This window comes from Clostridium sp. 2218st1_F5_2218SCRN_220325 (assembly GCF_039062665.1).
Classification (GTDB): domain Bacteria; phylum Bacillota; class Clostridia; order Peptostreptococcales; family Peptostreptococcaceae; genus Intestinibacter.
The window spans coordinates 23,753-42,079 of sequence record NZ_JBCLNH010000005.1 but is presented as its reverse complement, the minus strand read 5'-3'; the positions used below and the strand labels follow the sequence as shown (position 1 = coordinate 42,079).

Below are 18,327 nucleotides of genomic sequence, written 5' to 3'. Positions count from 1 at the left end.
CTCACACTTTGTGGGGTGTTTTTATTATAAAAAGCTATATTTTTCTAAAAAAGTGAAATACTAAATTAGAAATAAAAAATGGAGGTAAAACTATGGAAAATAATATGGCAATTGAATATCCTATGTTTTGTTACCAATGCGAGCAAACCGCAGGGGGTAAAGGCTGTACAAAAATGGGTGTATGTGGGAAAACTCCTGAAATAGCAGCATTACAAGATTTATTAATATTCCAAATAAAAGGTATAAGTTGTTATGCAAAAGAAATAGTAGAAAAAGGTGAAAATGTAGATAAAGATATAGTATCTTTCGTTGAAAACTGCTTATTTACAACTTTAACAAACGTTAACTTCGATGCTGATGTTCATGTTGAATTATTAAAAAGATCTCAAGAAATAAAAGAACAACTTAGAAGTAAAGTTGGATGTATAAAAAACGACACAGAACACGCTACATATAATCTAAGTAGTACTAAAGCAGAAATGTTAAAAGACGCAAAAAAAGCGGGAATAATGTATGACCAAAAACTAGACCCAGATATTCGTTCACTAAGACAAACAATAGTATATGGATTAAAAGGAATTAGTGCATATGGTCACCAAGCAAGAGAACTTGGATACTATGATGACCAAGTCGACAACTTCTACATTAGAGCATTAGAAGCTACAACTGATGACAACCTAGGCGTAGAAGAACTTATAAGATGGACAATGAGAACAGGGGATATGAGTGTCGCTGTTATGAAAAAACTAGACGAAGCTAATACTGAAGTCTATTCAAATCCATCACCACAAAAGGTAAATGTAAAAATGAAAAAAGGTCCTTTTATAATAGTATCAGGACATGACTTAAAAGATTTAGAAATGTTACTACAACAAACAGAAGGCAAAGGAATAAATATATATACACATGGTGAAATGCTTCCATGCCATGGATATCCTGGTCTTAAAAAATACAAACATTTAGCAGGAAACTTTGGTGGAGCTTGGCAAGACCAACAAAAAGAATTCGACTCTATACCTGGATGTATTCTTATGACAACTAACTGCTTAATGAGACCTAGAGAAACTTACAAAGACAGAATATTTACAACTAACGTAGTTGGATGGGATGGAGTTAAATTTATTCCTAAAAAAGAAGACGGAACAAAAGACTTCAGCGAAATTATAGAAAAAGCACTAGAATTAGGGGGTTATAAAGAAGACCAAGAACCACATGAAATACTAGTAGGATTCGGTCACCACGCTACATTGAGCAATGCAGGGGCAATAGTAGATGCAGTAAAACAAGGTAAAATAAGACATTTCTTCTTGATAGGAGGATGTGATGGAGCTAGACCAGGAAGAAACTACTACACAGAATTTGCAAAAAAAGTACCAGATGACTGCGTAATTTTAACTTTGGCATGTGGTAAATATAGATTTAATAAACTTGACTTTGGAGAAGTTGCAGGACTACCTAGACTTCTAGATGTTGGCCAATGTAACGATGCATATTCAGCAGTTAGAATAGCAACAGCATTAGCAGATGTATTCGAAACTGACGTAAATGGACTTCCGCTTTCTCTAATAATATCTTGGTATGAACAAAAAGCAGTAGCAGATTTACTTGCCTTATTATCACTTGGAATAAAAGGTATCTACTTAGGACCAACACTTCCAGCATTTTTAAGCCCTAATGTACTTCAATACTTAGTCGACACATTCGATCTAAGACCTATAAGTACACCTGATGATGACTTAAAAACTTGTTTAAAACAAGAAGTATAGATGAATTATATATTTGGAAAACTTATTATTATTTAATTATTAAAGAAAAATATTAAAAAATAGCTAGAATTAAATAAAAACTCCCTTGAAAATATAATGCACCTAAATTATTGGAGCAAAATCAAGGGAGTTTTTTATTATAAATTATATTATAACCTGTATAATAAATTTATAATTTGTAGGGTTTAATTTTTTATAATCAACTACATTAATATAGATTAAGTTAGCTAATCTATATTAAATACTTCATTGTCATTACTTATCTTAATTATTTTATCTTTATAATCAACTGTATATTTAGAATTTATAAAAGTATCACAAATTGAGAAATCTCCCCACATATGCATTGGGAAAGCTATTTTTGTATTTGTATTTCTCATAAAATAGTCAAATCCCAAGTAGTAAAAATCACCTTGACGAGGATCTAGCGGTACAAATGCCAAGTCTATATCATATCCTTTTATACCTTCTATTCCAGATTTAAACTTATCTTCAGCATATTTGTTTTCTTTTGGTGAGTTTTCGCCTTCCCAATGCCACCAGTTTAAGTCGCCCGCATGGTAGATTGTTTTTCCTTCTATTTCAATTAAAAATGCAACTCCAATATCACTTGATTCAAGTGTTTTTATTTTCATACTATCTACTGTAATTTCTTCGTCGAAGTTTACAACAACGATTTGGTCAGCAGATTTTACATATTTGCTTCTTCTTTTTTTAATATCTTTTGAAAGAATATATGTAACATTAGGGTGGTCTTTAGCTATTTCAAAAATACATTTATCAAAATGGTCTTGGTGGAAGTGGCTTGCAAATACATAAAGTTTTTTATCTTTATTAAACTCTGGAAGCTCACCTTTGAAATAGTCAAAAAGAAGTATTGAATTTTCAAGTTCTACACAAAAACTGCTGTGGTGAATATATGTTATTTTCATATTTACGTCCTTTCTTATATAAATTATAGTTTTTATTTATCTTTAAATATCTACTATATTATTATACATAAAAGTAGAGCGATTATTTTATTTTAAACTCACTTTATCTTTTAATTAGCTAAAAAGCTGAATTGGGGCAGGTGTCCCCGCTTCTGGAAGTAAAAATATAAATATAGTAAGTAAAATTTCACATATTGTTATAAGTAAAAATAAGAACTTAAAATGTCCTTTAGAAAAGATATTAACAAAATTTAAAATTAAACTCGATATATTTAATATTACAGCAATTAAAAACGTAATATAAATATTTGGCACAATACTAGATGAAAAAATCGCGAATAGATAAAGTGTTTGTAAAGCTATAGTAATCCTTTGTATTAATTTATTTTTATTATTTTTCACTATTTTATCTCCTATAAAATTTATTATCCTAGACTTATGTAAAGTATATTATATATATATTATCAAAATATGTCATAATAAAACTTTTTAACAATATATTGAATTTTTTATTTAAATCAAGTATAAAGCTAAGCAACTCTAAGCTCTATATTTGATTTTTTGCTAGCGATTATTATACATTATAACAAAGAATGAATCAACATTATAAAAGAAGTATAATTTAACATATTAAAAATTATGAATTAAAAGTAGGAAGAAAGATATATTGACAATAATCCGATATCGGACTATAATGTCTATTGTCCGATATCGGATTATTGAGGAGGGTTGATATGAAAAATAATTCATCAAAGAGGATGCTTGAATTTAATGAGGTTATGAAAGAAAATAATGATTTATACAGTAACCTTGCAAAAAAATTTAAAATGTCTGACTGTATGCTTTGGATACTTTATATACTAAGAGAAGAAAATAAAGTACTAACTCAAAGTGATATATGTAATATGATGTGTATTCCAAAACAAACTGTAAACTCATCTTTGAAAAAGATGGAAGCAGAAGGATACATAGAATTACTCAATATAAATGATAAAAGAAGTAAGCAAGTTAGTCTTACAGAAAAAGGATTAGACTTGGCTAATAATACAGTCGATATAATTATTTCAAAAGAAAATAATGCTTTATCTAAGATGGATGAAAAAGAGCAAGAATTACTAATAAACTTACTTAGAAAATTTAATGATCTATTGAAGGATAGCTTTTTAGAGATTTAATATAAAATGGAGGAATAAATATGACAATACAATTATCTGAACATTTTACTTATAAAAAAATATTTAGATTTGCACTTCCTTCTATTGTTATGATGGTCTTTACTTCGATTTATGGTGTTGTAGACGGTACATTTGTGTCTAACTTTGTAGGGAAAACACCATTTGCCGCAGTTAACTTAGTTTGGCCATTTTTAATGATATTAGGTGCATTTGGATTTATGATAGGAACAGGTGGGAGTGCATTAGTTGCAAAGACACTTGGTGAAGATAAAAAAGAAGACGCCAATAGATATTTTACAATGCTTATAACATTAGTAATTATATTAGGACTACTTCTTACAATTTTGGGACTTATAGTTATACGACCACTTTCAAGTGCTCTTGGAGCAAGTGGACAAATGCTTGAAGATTGTGTAACATACGGAAGAACTCTTGTTATATTTAATACGGCATTTATGTTACAAAGTGTATTCCAAAGTCTTTTTATTACAGCGGAAAAACCAAGACTTGGTCTTATTATGACTGTTATAGCTGGGCTTACAAATATGGTTTTAGATGCATTATTTATAGCAGTATTTAAATGGGGCTTAGTTGGAGCAGCATTGGCAACTGGTTTAAGTCAATGTATAGGTGGAGTTTTACCATTAATTTATTTTATGAGTCCTAAAAATGATACAGCGCTTAAATTTGTAAAAACTAAATTAGAAGGAACAGTTCTTTTAAAAGCATGTGCAAATGGAGTATCTGAACTTATGACTACAGTATCTTCATCACTTGTAAGTATGCTTTACAACTTCCAACTTATGAGACTAGCTGGTCAAAATGGAATAGCAGCATATGGGGCAGTTATGTATGTTGAGTTTGCATTTGTGGCAGTATTTATCGGATACTCAATAGGAACAGCGCCGATAGTTTCTTATCACTATGGAGCCGGTAATAACGACGAGGTTAAAAACATGCTTCAAAAAAGCTTTAAGATTATGAGTATTTTAGGAATTACTATGATGGTGCTTGCACAAATGTTGGCATCTCCACTAGCAAAAGTTTTTGTTGGATATGACAAAGAATTATTTGATATGACTGTGCATGGATTTAGATTATTCTCATTCTACTTTATATTAGCTGGAATAAATATTTATTCATCTTCATTCTTCACAGCGCTTAACAATGGTATTATTTCTGCTATAATTTCATTTTCAAGAACGCTTGGATTTGAAACACTTTCAGTAATAATTTTACCTATATTTTTTAAACTTGATGGAGTATGGATGGCAATTACTGTAGCTGAGATATGTGCTTTTGTAATATCGATGAGTTTCTTAATTTCAAAGAGAGAAAAATATAATTATGCATAAATAATAAGAGATTGGATTTATAATTCAATCTCTATTTTTTATGTTTCATTTGACAATGATTACCAATATCAATATAATTAACTTAAAATCAAACTAATAAGAGGGGAAAATTATATGCTTGAAAATTCTAATATAATGATTTCAAATAAAGAAAAAATAAACAAACACGAGACAAAGTATATGATAGGAGCAATTAATGGAGAAGGGAGGATGTATTGTATAGATTTATATAATGGAATACAAGTTATTTATAATAATTTTCATTGCTATAATGCTCCAAAGACAGATGTAGATAAAGATAGTACAAAATTTATAGAGATAAACCATTGTTTAAGAGGAAAATTTGAGTGTTTATACGACCAAGAGTATTATGCATATCTTACAGAAGGTGATTTATCAATTAGTAGATGGTCACTTGAAACATCAAAACAATTTTTTACATTTGGGTATTATGAAGGAATTGAAGTTTTAATCGATGTTGAAAAAGCTAAGAATAACGAAATATTTTCAGAATTTAATATAGATATAGATTTAATTTCTAAAAAACTTACACTAAATAACGATATATATATAATGAGGGCAACACAACAAATTCAACATATATTTATGGAGATGTACGATGTGGAAAATGAGATAAAAGTGGATTATTTAAAAATAAAAGTTCTAGAATTATTATTATTTTTATCACATATAGATTTTGAAATTATACAAGATAAAAAACGATATTATCCTAAAAATCAAATAGAAACTGTTAAATCGATTAGAAATTACTTAACAGATAATTTATCATTAAAGCCTGATTTCAACAAATTAGCCCAAGAGTACAATATAAATATAAATACTTTGAGAAAATTATTTAAAGAAATTTATGGAGTACCGATATATACATGGTTTAAACAGTATAGAATTGAGTACAGCATTGAACTTTTAAAGAAGACAGATATACCTATTATAGAAATAGCCAATAAAATTGGGTATTCAAATCCCAGCAAATACTCAGCAGCTTTTTCTAAATATGTAAATATGACACCACAACAATATAGAAAATCGGATATCAAAATGGATTAATTATATTGTATTGGAGTAGAATTGCAAGGGGTAAAATAGTACACTGTTATTGCAAATGAAATTCAAGATTATTTAAGAAGGAGGTAATCGCATGGCAATATTAAAAAAACTATTTGCTTATGCAGGCAATCATAAGTACTTAACAATGTTATCACTATTTTTATCATTTATAAGTGCAATTTTATTATTAATGCCTTTTGTATGGATATGGAAGGTAATACAAGTCATACTAGATGTATATCCAAATTTTAGCTTGGCAAGTGACGCAGCTAGATATGGATGGTATGCATTTACTTTTGCTGTAGTAGGAATACTTGTATATGTTTTATCACTTATATGCTCACATTTAGCAGCTTTTAGAATAGCATCAAATATGAGAAAAGATGCTATGCATCACGTTATGAAACTTCCTATGGGATATTTATCAAAAGAAGGAAGTGGTAAAGTAAGAAAAATAATTGACGAATCAGCAGCATCAACAGAGACTTATTTAGCACATCAACTACCAGATATGGTTCAACTTGTAACGACATTAATTGCTGCAGTTGTTTGTTTATTTATATTTAACTGGAGATTTGGGATTGCATCTTTAATTCCTTTAGCTTTAGCATTTGTAAATATGTCAAAAATGCTTGGAAAAGATTTAGCACAATCAATGAAACAATATATGGATGCTCTAGAGGAAATGAGCAACGAAGCAGTTGAATATATAAGAGGGATACCAGTTGTAAAGACATTCCAACAAACAGTTTTCTCTTTTGAACGTTTTCATAAATCAATAAAAAATTATGAAAAATTTTCAGTAGGTTATACTAATAAATTACGTAGACCTATGACTGGATTTACAGCATTTGTAAATAGTATATTTATATTCTTAATAGGAAGTATGATGATTTTAGTTCTAAATGGATTTAATGTTTCTTCTTTACTTCCAGACTTTATGTTTTATGTAATATTTACACCAATACTTGCAGTTACAACTAATAAAATTATGTTTGCAAGTGAAAATACAATGTTGGCAGAAGATGCTCTAAATCGTATAGAAAGTATAACAAAGAAAGAAATAGTTAAGTATCCTCAAACATCACAAAAATTAAGTAATTACAATATTAAATTTAATAATGTTTCATTTACTTATCCAGATACTGATGTTGAAGTACTTCACAACATAAATTTAGATATTAAAAGTGGAACAACTGTCGCATTTGTCGGAAAAAGCGGCGGCGGTAAATCAACTTTAGTATCTTTAATACCTAGATTTTACGATGTTACAAAAGGCTCAATCGAAATAGGTGGAGTAAATTTAAAGGATATGAATGAAAAAGATCTTATGGATAAAATATCATTCGTGTTCCAAGATAATAAATTATTAAAGAAAAGCTTGTATGAAAATATCAAAATGGGCTTTGATGTAGATAAAAAAGATGTTTTAGATGCACTTCACAAAGCACAATGTGACGATATTATATCTAAGTTTGATACAGGTCTTGATACTAAAATAGGAACAGAAGGTGTGTATTTATCAGGAGGAGAAACTCAAAGAATAACTTTAGCAAGAGCAATAGTTAAAAATGCACCTATCTTATTATTAGACGAAGCAACAGCATATGCAGATAGTGATAATGAATATCTAATGCAAAAAGCTATATTAGAATTATCTAAAAATAAAACTACAATAATGATAGCTCATCGTCTATCTACAATAGTAAATGTAGATTGTATCTATGTTGTCGATGATGGAAAAATAGTTGAAAGTGGTACACATAAAGAATTAGTAGATAAGAATGGATTATATGCTAAGATGTGGTCTGAATATCGTCAATCTATAGATTGGAAAGTGGGTGAATTTGTATGCTGCTAGAAAAAATACAAAAGAAATTTGCCTTAACTGAATTAGGGGCAAAGAATTTAATTAAAGCGTGTATATCTTGCACAATATCTTATATTATAATTGCAATGTCTATAGGGGTTTTATACTTTTTCACTTGTGATTTGCTAAAAATATTAGTAGATAAGTCATATGAATTTTCAGTAGGTGTTTATATTGTAGAATTTATAGTAGTATTTGTACTTATTTATATAGCTCACTATATCCAATATAATATGACATTTTTAAACACATATACAGAAAGTGCACGACTTAGAATAAATGTAGCAGAAAAACTTAGAAAATTCCCTATGTCATTTTTCTCAAAAAGGGATTTATCAGATTTAACAACTACAATTTTATCAGATGTCACTTATATGGAACAGGCACTATCACACTTTATTCCTGAATTTGTAGGTTCAATAGTTTCGACTGTTTTACTTTCAATAGGAATGTTTGCCTTTGATGTTAAAATGTCAATAGTTGCAGTTTGGTGTGTTCCTGTTGCGATTATTTTAATTTTATTGGCAAAGAGAAAATTAAGTGCTGTAGGTCATAAAGATAGAGATATACAGCTTATAAGAACAGAAAAAATACAAGAGGGATTAGAAACAGTTAGGGATTTAAAAGCTAGTAATTTTACGGAACAATATCTACAAGAAGTAGATGACGCTATTGATAATTGTGAAAAGAGTCAAATAAAAGCAGAACTTACAAATGCATTATTTGTAGTAAGCTCACAACTTGTGCTTAAACTTGGTATTGCTACAGTAGTTATTTTCGGAGTTAAATACTTAATGTCAGGGGAAATAACATTAGAAGTGTTTATGTTATTTTTAATAGTTGCATCTAGATTATACGATCCACTAAATGCAACATTACAAAATTTAGCTGCGATTATAAGTTGTGAATCAAGAGTAGATAGACTAAACAATATAAATGATTATAAACTTCAAACAGGAGGAGATACTTTTGAACCTGATAATTATGATATCGAGTTTGAAGATGTAAGTTTCTCATATCAACCTGGAAAACCAGTATTAGACAATGTTAGCTTTACTGCAAAACAAGATGAAATAACAGCATTAGTAGGAAATAGTGGCGGAGGAAAGACGACTTGTGCATCTTTAATAGCTAGATTTTATGATTTAGATAAAGGAAAAATAAAAATAGGTGGAGTAGATATTTCTACAGTTGACCCAGAAGTGCTTTTGTCTAAATTCTCAATAGTATTCCAAGATGTTGTATTATTTAACAATACAATCCTTGAAAATATAAGAATAGGTAAAAAAGATGCGACTGACGAAGAAGTTAAAAGAGCTGCAAAATTAGCATTTTGCGATGAATTTGTAGATAACTTACCAGATGGTTATGATACAGTTATCGGAGAAAATGGTTCAAAATTATCTGGAGGTCAAAGACAAAGAATTTCAATCGCAAGAGCAATATTAAAAGATGCTCCAATAATACTTTTAGATGAAGCTAGTGCATCTTTAGACGTTGAAAGTGAAACTTATGTACAAAGGGCTTTATCAAAATTAATTCAACACAAAACAGTAATAATGATAGCTCATAGAATGAGAACTATTGCAACTGCATCACATTTAGTTGTTTTAGAAAATGGTAAAGTATCAGAAGAAGGTACATCAGAAGAATTAATTAAAAATGATGGTCTTTATAAACATATGGTAGATTTACAAAATATGAGCTATGCTTGGAAGATATAACTTTCCTAAAATTTATTTGTATTAAAAATAAAGAAAAAATTAACATAAATGTAACCAATTTAGAATTTTATTTATTTACAATTAAAGTAAGATAGGTAAATATTAAAAAATTTACCATCTTAATATAAAATAAGATAATTGGGGTGTTATTATGATTAAAGTCGTGGATCCTATAAAAAACAAAGTTTGTAGTAATAATATTGTAGAATTTCAAATACCAAAATCTAATAAAACAGCAGGCGCAGAAAAAATTTATGAAAGAGAAGGATATATTATCTTGAGGGTTAAGAGAGGCTATATAGTATATAATACTAAGAAAAACTTTAAAAATGGGCATACTCATATTCAAAGTTTTGATATGGCTAAGACAATAATTGATAATAACATAAGAAAGAAAAGACCTAAGACAAACAGCATTTATCTTATAGAAAGTCATATAAGAGTTACAAATGACAGTAAATATAAAAAGATGTTAGAAGAATTACTTGCATCTAAAGAAGATAGAACAAAAGACAATAAATATCACAATAGAAACATTTGTAGCTCATTTTAATTAATATAAAGGGGTAAGATTTAACTTACCTCTTTATTTTTTAGTTTATAAAAATTTTATAAAGTTTTATTTTTAAAGTTAAGTACATAAAATTATAAAAGAATAATAAATATAATAAAGAATATATAAGAGATATATAAAGAAACTTTGTATATCTTATTTTGTTGTGTACATATTAAATCCATGTGTTAAGGTTAAATATAGAAAACTATGTTAGGATAGAATTAACATAAGAGGGTAAGTAACATAATTACTTTAAATAAATTATTAAAGTTGATGATTATAAGCAAATTTAATAATAAAATAGGAGTTAAGTAAATCATGATAAAACAAAAATTTATGGAACCAGTTATGAAGGCATTAGTTAATAATAATGTCATAGACATAATTGAAGATAACATGATGCCTTTCAAAAAACTAATGGCATACTACAATTGTGCCATTATGCAGGTGGAAACAAAGTTCAATGTATTAAATCAAGAGTTTTCACTTGAATACGATAGAAACCCAATAGAAACAATAAAGACAAGATTGAAATCACCAGAAAGTATAGTAAAAAAGTTAACTAGACGAAATTTATCTCTTACAACAAGATCAATAACAGAAAATCTAAGTGATGTTGCAGGAGTTAGAGTAATATGCTCTTTTACAGAGGATATATACTTATTAGCAGATTGTCTTTTGCAACAAGACGACGTTAAATTAATTGAGGTTAAAGATTACATAAAAAATCCCAAGCCAAATGGATATAGAAGTTTGCATCTAATAATAGAAGTTCCAATATATCTAAAAGATGAAAAGAAAAATATGAGAGTAGAGGTACAACTTAGAACTATTGCTATGGATTTTTGGGCAAGTTTGGATCATAAACTAAGCTACAACAAAGAAATACCAGATGGAGAAGCTAATATATTAAAACGAGAGCTTTTGGAATGTGCACAAGCAAGTTCAGAATTAGATAGACGTATGGAAGATATAAAAAATAGAATTGTAAATAAGTAAAATACAACTTATTAAATATCAAAAAGGCGAGAAATACTCGTCTTTTTTAGTTAAAAGGAAAGTAAATCTATTTAAAAATAGGAGAACTTTTAATATATAAGACATATTATAATATAAACTGAATTATATGATTAATGATATAAAATACTAGACATAAATTTGATTTTTAAAGGGCTTAATATAGAGTACATAAAATTATAATAATATATTTTTAGAAAAATTTATATATTTATACTTTGAAAATAATTGGGTATAAATATTTTATAGTATATATGAAATTATATTTCTTTATATTTCAAAAGATAATCTAATTTAAGGTTTTAAATAATGAGAGTATATAGGAGTTATGTAGAGTATGATAAGAGGAAAATTAGTTGATCCGGTTGTTAAAGCATTAGTCAACAATAATGCTATTGATAAATTTGAATATAATGTTATGCCTTTCAAGAGATTGATGGCTTACTATAAGTGCGCCATTATGGAAGTAGAAACAAAATTTAAAGTGTTGAATCAAGAATTTTCGCTTGAATACGATAGAAATCCAATTGAAACAATCAAAACTAGATTAAAATCACCAGATAGTATAGTAAAAAAGTTAGCTAAAAAAGATGTGCCGCTTACTGTAGAATCTATAGAAAAGAATTTAAATGATATAGCAGGAGTAAGAGTGATATGTTCTTTTCCGGAAGATATATATGTATTGGCTGACTGTTTATTGCAACAAGATGATATAAAATTAATTGAGGTGAAAGATTACATAAAAAATCCAAAGCCAAATGGTTATAGAAGTCTTCATCTTATCGTTGAAATACCGATATTTTTAAAAGATGAAAAGAAAAATATGAGGGTAGAGGTACAGCTTAGAACTATTGCTATGGATTTTTGGGCTAGTTTAGAACATAAACTTAGCTATAAAAAAGATATACCACAAGATGAAGAAGAGTTATTAAGGCGAGAATTATTAGACTGTGCTCAAATTAGTGCAGACTTAGACTTACGCATGGAAAAAATAAAAAACAGAATTGTAAACAAAGAAAATTAAAAATACAATAAATTTTACCAAATAGTAATAATTTAATATAAATAAGAGTTATATAATTAAATTATAAAAGATGTATAAATTATAAAAATATAAATTTAGAAGGAGAGGTAAAATTATGAATAAATCAACTTATATGACAGTAGAAAATCCAATGGAAGCAGTATTCAAATATCTATCTATATCAATAGTATTTATGTTTATTGGTTTTTTATTTGGAAAAATGTTTATTCCAGCATCATTAGTATATGTTGCTAATATTTTTATAGGGGTTTTAGTTGTAGGTCTTTTATTATTTTCATTGTTATCTAGAAAAAATGTAATACCTAGAAGTTTTTCAATGAACTTTGTATATCTATTTACTTTTGTAGATGGTATACTTATGTATCCTATTTTAACTTACTACCTATATGATTTAGGGACAACATTATTTATGAATGTAGTTTTAGGGACATGTGTATTATTCGCTTTATTAGCATTGATATCACATAGAAAACCAGCAGGACACTATATTGGGCTTGGAAGTACTTTACTTGTAGGATTAGTAGTTCTTATAGGAATGAGTATTGTAAATATATTTATACAAGGAACAGTTTTTAATATAGCAGTAAGTGGACTAGGTATAATATTATTCTCGGCATATATCTTATATGATGTGAGTTTATTAAAATACGATATTCAATCTGGCGGAGTAACTTGTAGAAATGACTTATCAATACATGTACTTAATTTATACTTAGACTTTGTAAATATATTACTTGATTTATTAAGAATAGTATCTGAATTAAAAGATTAATAATTAAAGATTAAATAAAATAAATGAAAAATAAAAAGACGGGAATTACCCGTCTTTTTATTTGTTAGCGTATTAGGTATTAAATCTAAAAATGAGTCTGATATTTTTAGATTTATTCCATTATATCTACGTCTTCACCTTTTAGGATTTTATTTATATTTCTAACTGCACACATTTTTCCACACATTGTGCAAGTATCTTCGTTTTCTGGTTTTGATTCAGCTCTGTATCGTCTTGCCTTTTCGCTATCGATTGCTAGGTCAAACATTTTTTCCCAATCTAATTCACGTCTAGCCTCGCTCATTTTATTATCCCAATCTATTGCGCCAGGAATTCCCTTGGCAATATCAGCAGCGTGGGCTGCGATTTTAGATGCTATTATACCTTCTTTTACATCTTCTAGATTAGGAAGTCGAAGGTGTTCAGCTGGAGTGACATAGCATAAGAAAGAAGCTCCATATGTTGCAGCGATTGCTCCACCTATTGCAGAAGTTATATGATCGTATCCAGGAGCGACATCTGTAACAAGAGGACCTAATACATAAAAAGGGGCACCGTTACATATAGTTTCTTGGATTTCCATATTTGCTTTTATTTGATTAAGTGGCATATGGCCAGGACCTTCTATCATAACTTGAACATCTTTTGCCCAAGCTCTATTAGTAAGTTCACCTAATGTTACTAATTCTTCTATTTGAGATATATCTCCAGCATCGTGGACACTTCCTGGTCTGCATGCATCTCCTAGACTTATTGTCACATCATATTCTCTGCAAATATCTAAAACTTCATCATAAAATTCAAAAAATGGGTTTTCGTTTCCTGTCAACTCCATCCAAGCAAATATTATAGACCCACCTCTAGATACTATATTTGTAAGGCGTTTTGATTGTTTAAAACGCTCTGCTGTATGTTTATTTACACCACAATGAATAGTCATAAAATCGACACCATCTTGGGCGTGCATTCTGACTACATCAATCCATTCTTTCGCAGTGATAGTTTTAAGTGGTTTGTTATAATAGACAACAGCATCGTATATTGGTACTGTACCGATTATTGCAGGGCATTCTTTTATTAATTTTCTTCTGAATTTTTGAGTGTCTCCATAAGAGCTAAGGTCCATTATTGATTCGGCTCCCATATTTACAGCGCTCATAACTTTTTGCATTTCTAAATCCATATCGAGACAGTCTCTAGATGTTCCAAGGTTTACATTTATTTTAGTTTTTAATTTTTTGCCAATACCATAAGGTTTTAAGCATCTATGGTTTTTATTCGCAGGAATACAAACCCTACCTTGAGCCACTAAATTTACTAATTCGTCTATATTTATATTTTCGTATTCACTTACTTGTTTCATTTCATTTGTTATAATGCCTTTTCTTGCGGCATCCATTTGAGTTGTGTAATTCATATTTTTCTCCTTAAATTTAGATTTAAAATATAATTACTTGCAAGTATTTTTAACTAGTTAAATTTAAACAATATTGAAAATATATATACATGGAGATTTTATTGGAAAGGAATTTAGATTAAAACTATTGTAGAAATTTTGTACAATAAAATATACATTTTAAATAATTTTCAAATAGATAGATTTATTTTATATAAATACATTTAGATGTGTTTTGAAAATTATTAAAATTTATCATACAAAATAAAAAATCGTACAAATAATGTACGATGAAGATTCAAATTAATGTATATAAATACAATAATATAAACTCCCTTCTCGGCATTATCCGGCAGGTTCGGAGGGTTTAGAAAAAATTCAATCTCAGCAAAAGCTCCCCTGTATATATTTTAATTACAATTTTATGGTAACACATGGAAAAATATTTTTCAATATAAAAAATTATAAATCTAAGTAGTAGATTATTATATTTTTATGTAGTTGTGGATAGAATTAAAAAAGTTTCACTTTGAGAAACTTTTTCTACAAAAGTAGCTTTTAACTCCATTGTTTGGTATTAATTTAAAACATATAATTTAAATATAAAGAGGTGAAATATATGAATAAAATTAACATAGGAAAAAACATAACGAAATTTAGACGAAGTAAAGGAATTACGCAAGATGAACTTGCGAGTTATATAGGAGTATCAAAATCATCAGTTTCAAAATGGGAAAACAACATAACATACCCTGATATAGTATTACTTCCTCAACTTGCGACATTATTTAATATATCTTTAGATGAGCTTATTGGATATGAGCCACAGCTTACAAAACAAGATATACAAAAGATTTATTATGAATTAGCACAAGCATTTGCTCAAAAAGATCCAAATGATGTTTTTGGAAAATGTGAGGAGTATATAAAAAAATATTATTCTTGTTTTGAATTTTTAAAGCAAATGGTAGTACTTTATTTAAACCACTATATGTTATTTAATAATAAAGAAAAAGTTTTAAATAGAGCACGAGAATTATGTATAAGAATAAGAGAAGAAAGTGAAAATCCTCAACTAATAAAAGATGCAATAAATTTAGAATTACTTTCATTGATTATGGATAATAAACCAACAGAAGTTTTAGAAATATTAGGAGAGGATGTAAAAACTTTTAGTCAAGATGCCGAGCTTATTAGCATGAGCTTTAAATTATTAGGAAATATGAATAAAGCAAGTGAAATTACTCAAATTTGTATATATCAAAATCTTATAAGTTTAGTGGGTAATATATCTCAACAAATTGTATTAAATATGGATAAATTAGATATTATTGAAGAATGTTTTAAAAGAGCAGCTGGAATATGTGAATTGTTCAATTTAGATGAGCTACATCCAAATACAACAGTAAATTTATATCTTGCAACTGCACAAGGATATGCAATTAATAAACAAAATGAAAAAGCTTTAGAGTTAATACAAAAGTACACGGATGTATGTATAAAAAATATATATGATTTTAAATTAAGAGGCGACGAATTTTTTGACAAAATCGAAAATTGGTTAAAGGAATTAGATTTAGGAGTAAATACACCAAGAAGCCATGAATTAATAAAACAAAGTGTTATAAGTGGTGTAAAAGACAATCCTATATTTTCAGATTTAAAAGACGACTATAGATTTAAATCATGTGTGCTCGCACTAGAAACTAATTAATATAAGGAAGTAAATATATGAGTGAGATTACAAATAATTTAGCATTATTATTACCAGTTATAATTTTAGAATTTATATTGGCTATAACTGCATTAATACATGTTATAAAACACCCCAACTACAGATTTGGAAATAAAGCTATATGGATAATAGTAGTTTTGTTTATACAAATCATAGGCCCAATATTTTATTTTATATTTGGTAGAGGTGAGGAATAGTGAATATACTTGAGATAGATAATTTATATAAAAGTTTTGGCTCAAATAATATTATAAATGGACTTAATTTAAAAGTAAGAGAAAACTCCATTTTCGGTTTTATTGGAGAAAATGGGGCAGGTAAAACAACTACAATGAAGATGATTTTAGGTTTTTTAAAACCTGATAGTGGAATTATAAGAGTATGTGGAGAGGAAGTTAAATTTGGCGAAACTAAAACAAATAAATTTATAGGATATCTTCCAGATGTGCCAGAATACTACGGATATATGACTCCACATGAATATCTAAAATTATGCGGCGAAATTACAAATATGAAAAAAAGCGATATAAAGAAAAAGAGTGAAGAGTTATTAGAACTTGTGGGACTTAGTGATTATAAAAAACGAAAGATAAGCAAGTTTTCAAGAGGGATGAAACAAAGACTGGGTATTGCACAGGCGCTTTTAAATGAGCCCAAACTTCTTATATGTGACGAACCGACATCAGAATTAGATCCAATAGGAAGAAAAGAAATCTTAGATATTTTATTAAAAGTAAAAGAAAGAACTACAGTCATATTTTCAACTCATATACTATCTGATGTTGAGAGAATATGCGACGAAATTGCAATACTTAGAGATGGAAAAATTGCTCTAAGTGGAGATTTATCACAAATCAAAAAAGGTCATATGGTGGATTGTTTGGAAGTTGGAATGAAAAATAAAGAAGATTTTATAAAGTTTTTAAAAATAATTAAAGACAATTCTAATATAAATGAGATTCAAAAAAGCGAAAACACTATTTACCTTCACTCAAACAATATAGAAGAAGTTCAAAGAGAAGTTATGCAGGGATTAATAGATAAGGATTTATATCCAATATATATAAGAATTCAAGAGCCAACACTAGAAAGATTATTTATGGAGGCAATAAAATGAGAGCGTATTTAGCATTTACAAAAAAAGAACTCTTTGAACTGACTAAAACATATAAATTACTTTTGATTGTGACTGTATTTTTAATATTTGGTTTTATGAATCCAGTCGTGGCAAAATTCACACCAGATTTAATGGAATCTTTGATGGAAGAGGGCATAAAAATAAGTTTGCCAGAACCGACTATTTTTGATTCTTGGACACAATTTTTTAAAAATACTACGCAGATGGGACTGATTATACTAGTTATAATATTTAGCGGATTAATATCAAACGAATTATCAAAAGGAACTCTAATCAACATGCTTACAAAAGGGCTATCTAGAAAAACTGTAGTTTTATCAAAATTCACATCATCAACATTAGTTTGGACATTTACTTATTTTTTATCTGCATTAGTCACATTTTTATACTCGATGCTATTTTGGGAAGATACACAGGTCGAAAATCTGTTATTTTCTTTGAGTCTTGTATGGGTATTTGGGATATTTTTAATAAGTGCAATAATTTTGGGCGGGATTTTATTTAAAACATCTTATGGTTCTATGTTATTTTGTGGAGTTATAGTAGGAATACTTTTGGTTTTAAATATTATACCGAAAGTTCAAGATTATAACCCAATTCAACTTATAAACGTAAATATGGATATACTAAAAGGTGATGTTGAGATTTCAGAAGTTATAAAATCACTTTATATTACACTAGGAGCGAGTGTATTATTTGTGATTTCAAGCATTGTAGTATTTTGTAAAAAAGAAATTTAATTAGATTATATAGAAAATAAAATTACAAATAGATTATA

At 28.1% G+C, this 18,327-nt stretch carries 17 protein-coding genes and 1 riboswitch; of the genes, 14 read left to right on the top strand and 3 right to left on the bottom strand.

Annotation, left to right across the window (positions count from 1 at the left end):
- The first annotated feature begins 92 nt into the window (after nucleotides 1–92).
- A complete protein-coding gene (gene hcp, locus ABCM86_RS04485) occupies nucleotides 93–1,766 on the top strand; it encodes a hydroxylamine reductase (RefSeq protein WP_343003571.1) in 1,674 nt (557 codons plus the stop codon).
- Between the two features lie 227 nt (nucleotides 1,767–1,993).
- On the opposite strand, the gene ABCM86_RS04480 is transcribed toward hcp, so the two are convergent.
- Both ABCM86_RS04480 and ABCM86_RS04475 read right to left on the bottom strand, forming a co-directional pair.
- Nucleotides 1,994–2,698, bottom strand: a complete 705-nt coding sequence (locus ABCM86_RS04480; RefSeq protein ID WP_343003570.1) for an MBL fold metallo-hydrolase — start codon at nucleotides 2,696–2,698, stop codon at nucleotides 1,994–1,996.
- A gap of 114 nt (nucleotides 2,699–2,812) precedes the next feature.
- Nucleotides 2,813–3,100 carry a hypothetical protein gene (locus ABCM86_RS04475; RefSeq protein WP_195931908.1) on the bottom strand — a complete coding sequence of 96 codons (288 nt, stop codon included), beginning with the start codon at nucleotides 3,098–3,100 and terminating at the stop codon, nucleotides 2,813–2,815.
- A gap of 332 nt (nucleotides 3,101–3,432) precedes the next feature.
- On the opposite strand from ABCM86_RS04475, the gene ABCM86_RS04470 reads away from it, so the two are divergent.
- The 9 genes from ABCM86_RS04470 (at nucleotide 3,433) to ABCM86_RS04430 (ending at nucleotide 13,280) form a co-directional block, all read left to right on the top strand.
- Nucleotides 3,433–3,873 carry a MarR family transcriptional regulator gene (locus ABCM86_RS04470; RefSeq protein ID WP_195930912.1) on the top strand — a complete coding sequence of 147 codons (441 nt, stop codon included), beginning with the start codon at nucleotides 3,433–3,435 and terminating at the stop codon, nucleotides 3,871–3,873.
- A 20-nt stretch (nucleotides 3,874–3,893) separates the two neighbouring features.
- Nucleotides 3,894–5,228, top strand: a complete 1,335-nt coding sequence (locus ABCM86_RS04465; protein WP_295675089.1) for an MATE family efflux transporter — start codon at nucleotides 3,894–3,896, stop codon at nucleotides 5,226–5,228.
- Between the two features lie 114 nt (nucleotides 5,229–5,342).
- Nucleotides 5,343–6,296, top strand: a complete 954-nt coding sequence (locus ABCM86_RS04460) for an AraC family transcriptional regulator (protein WP_343003568.1) — start codon at nucleotides 5,343–5,345, stop codon at nucleotides 6,294–6,296.
- Between the two features lie 91 nt (nucleotides 6,297–6,387).
- Nucleotides 6,388–8,157: an ABC transporter ATP-binding protein gene (locus ABCM86_RS04455; RefSeq protein WP_295675092.1), complete on the top strand. Its 1,770-nt coding sequence runs from the start codon at nucleotides 6,388–6,390 to the stop codon at nucleotides 8,155–8,157.
- Nucleotides 8,151–9,890 carry an ABC transporter ATP-binding protein gene (locus tag ABCM86_RS04450; protein WP_343003629.1) on the top strand — a complete coding sequence of 580 codons (1,740 nt, stop codon included), beginning with the start codon at nucleotides 8,151–8,153 and terminating at the stop codon, nucleotides 9,888–9,890. Before ABCM86_RS04455 ends, ABCM86_RS04450 begins: the two co-directional genes overlap by 7 nt.
- 151 nt (nucleotides 9,891–10,041) lie before the next feature.
- Nucleotides 10,042–10,443, top strand: coding sequence for a hypothetical protein (locus ABCM86_RS04445; RefSeq protein WP_195930921.1), 402 nt, complete (start codon nucleotides 10,042–10,044; stop codon nucleotides 10,441–10,443).
- Nucleotides 10,444–10,764: 321 nt separating this feature from the next.
- The gene (locus ABCM86_RS04440) at nucleotides 10,765–11,445 is read left to right on the top strand and encodes a GTP pyrophosphokinase family protein (protein ID WP_195931918.1); all 681 of its coding nucleotides are present in this window, start codon (nucleotides 10,765–10,767) and stop codon (nucleotides 11,443–11,445) included.
- A 355-nt stretch (nucleotides 11,446–11,800) separates the two neighbouring features.
- Nucleotides 11,801–12,487: a GTP pyrophosphokinase family protein gene (locus tag ABCM86_RS04435; RefSeq protein WP_195930995.1), complete on the top strand. Its 687-nt coding sequence runs from the start codon at nucleotides 11,801–11,803 to the stop codon at nucleotides 12,485–12,487.
- Between the two features lie 115 nt (nucleotides 12,488–12,602).
- Nucleotides 12,603–13,280, top strand: a complete 678-nt coding sequence (locus tag ABCM86_RS04430) for a Bax inhibitor-1 family protein (protein WP_195930994.1) — start codon at nucleotides 12,603–12,605, stop codon at nucleotides 13,278–13,280.
- A 112-nt stretch (nucleotides 13,281–13,392) separates the two neighbouring features.
- Here the strand turns inward: ABCM86_RS04430 and thiC are convergent, their stop codons facing one another.
- Nucleotides 13,393–14,697, bottom strand: coding sequence for a phosphomethylpyrimidine synthase ThiC (gene thiC / locus ABCM86_RS04425; protein WP_195930993.1), 1,305 nt, complete (start codon nucleotides 14,695–14,697; stop codon nucleotides 13,393–13,395).
- Between the two features lie 294 nt (nucleotides 14,698–14,991).
- Nucleotides 14,992–15,087: riboswitch (TPP riboswitch) on the bottom strand.
- 208 nt (nucleotides 15,088–15,295) lie between these two features.
- On the opposite strand from thiC, the gene ABCM86_RS04420 reads away from it, so the two are divergent.
- The 4 genes from ABCM86_RS04420 to ABCM86_RS04405 are packed head-to-tail and all read left to right on the top strand — an operon-like array spanning nucleotide 15,296 to nucleotide 18,289.
- Nucleotides 15,296–16,390 carry a helix-turn-helix transcriptional regulator gene (locus ABCM86_RS04420; protein ID WP_343003567.1) on the top strand — a complete coding sequence of 365 codons (1,095 nt, stop codon included), beginning with the start codon at nucleotides 15,296–15,298 and terminating at the stop codon, nucleotides 16,388–16,390.
- Nucleotides 16,391–16,407: 17 nt separating this feature from the next.
- A complete protein-coding gene (locus tag ABCM86_RS04415; RefSeq protein ID WP_195930991.1) occupies nucleotides 16,408–16,608 on the top strand; it encodes a PLD nuclease N-terminal domain-containing protein in 201 nt (66 codons plus the stop codon).
- Nucleotides 16,608–17,528, top strand: a complete 921-nt coding sequence (locus ABCM86_RS04410) for an ABC transporter ATP-binding protein (protein WP_343003565.1) — start codon at nucleotides 16,608–16,610, stop codon at nucleotides 17,526–17,528. Before ABCM86_RS04415 ends, ABCM86_RS04410 begins: the two co-directional genes overlap by 1 nt.
- Nucleotides 17,525–18,289 (top strand): ABC transporter permease subunit, encoded by a 765-nt coding sequence (locus ABCM86_RS04405; protein ID WP_343003564.1) that lies wholly within the window; start codon nucleotides 17,525–17,527, stop codon nucleotides 18,287–18,289. The genes ABCM86_RS04410 and ABCM86_RS04405 overlap by 4 nt, the downstream gene beginning before the upstream one ends.
- The last annotated feature ends 38 nt before the right edge of the window (nucleotides 18,290–18,327 follow it).